The sequence below is a fragment of the Ideonella sp. P3_A4 genome (assembly GCF_056403075.1).
Genome location: NZ_JBFUGE010001216.1, coordinates 1 through 866, shown reverse-complemented (window position 1 = coordinate 866; position 866 = coordinate 1). Strand labels below are relative to the sequence as shown.

The 866-nt window shown below is 66.6% G+C and carries 2 protein-coding genes; both read left to right on the top strand.

The features are described from left to right. Positions 1-216: tyrosine-type recombinase/integrase (locus AC1DYI_RS37100; RefSeq protein WP_477209064.1), on the top strand; the 216-nt coding region annotated here is incomplete at its 5' end. Between the two features lie 216 nt (positions 217-432). Continuing rightward, a partial coding sequence (locus AC1DYI_RS37095; protein WP_477209063.1) for a MarC family protein occupies positions 433-866 on the top strand: 434 nt, incomplete at its 3' end.

The following is an 866-nucleotide window of genomic DNA, read 5'->3' as shown; positions in this document are numbered from 1 at the left end:
GTCAAGAAATACGCCAAGCAGGCTGGCATCACCGCACCCTTGTCGCCGCACACGCTGCGCCACGCTTTTGCGACGCACCTTCTGAACCACGGTGCCGACCTGCGCGCGGTGCAGATGCTGCTGGGCCACGCCGACATCTCGACGACGACGATCTACACCCATGTCGCTCGCGAGCGCTTGAAGGCGCTGCACGCCAAGCACCATCCACGGGGCTAGGAGCCCGAGCGGCAAAAGCCGCCCGGACTCCCAGCCTTTGGCTGAACGTTGATCTCCCCCAAGCCCCCTCGTAGCGGGGGCTCCAGCATGCAGAGGACTCCCACTCGACCTCCCTCTGGAAGGGAGGCCCAGCCAGTTTGGCGATGGACGGTGCCCGCCACGAGCTCACCGCCTCGCCGAAGTTCTGCCGCGCAGACCCGCCGATAATCGCGACCCATGGACCACACCTTCGTCTCCGCGTTCGTGCTGCTGTTGCTGGTGCTGGACCCGTTCGGCAGCCTGCCGATCTTCATTTCGGTGCTGCGCGGCGTGGCGCCCGAGCGGCGCACCATCGTCRCCGTGCGAGAGGTGTCGATCGCCTTCGGCGTGCTGCTGGCCTTCATGTTCACCGGCCAGGGTTTCCTGAGCCTGATGCACCTGTCCGAGCGCTCGCTCGAAGTGGCCGGCGGCGTGATCCTGATCATCATCGCGATCCGCATGATCTTCGCCTCGGGCGGTGAGATCTACGCGACCGACAGCAATCGCGAGCCGATGATCTTCCCGCTCGCGGTGCCGCTGCTGGCCGGCCCATCGGCGATGGCCACGGTGCTGCTGCTGGCCTCACGCCAACCCGAACGCATCGTGCACTGGATCGCCGCGCTGACCCTGGC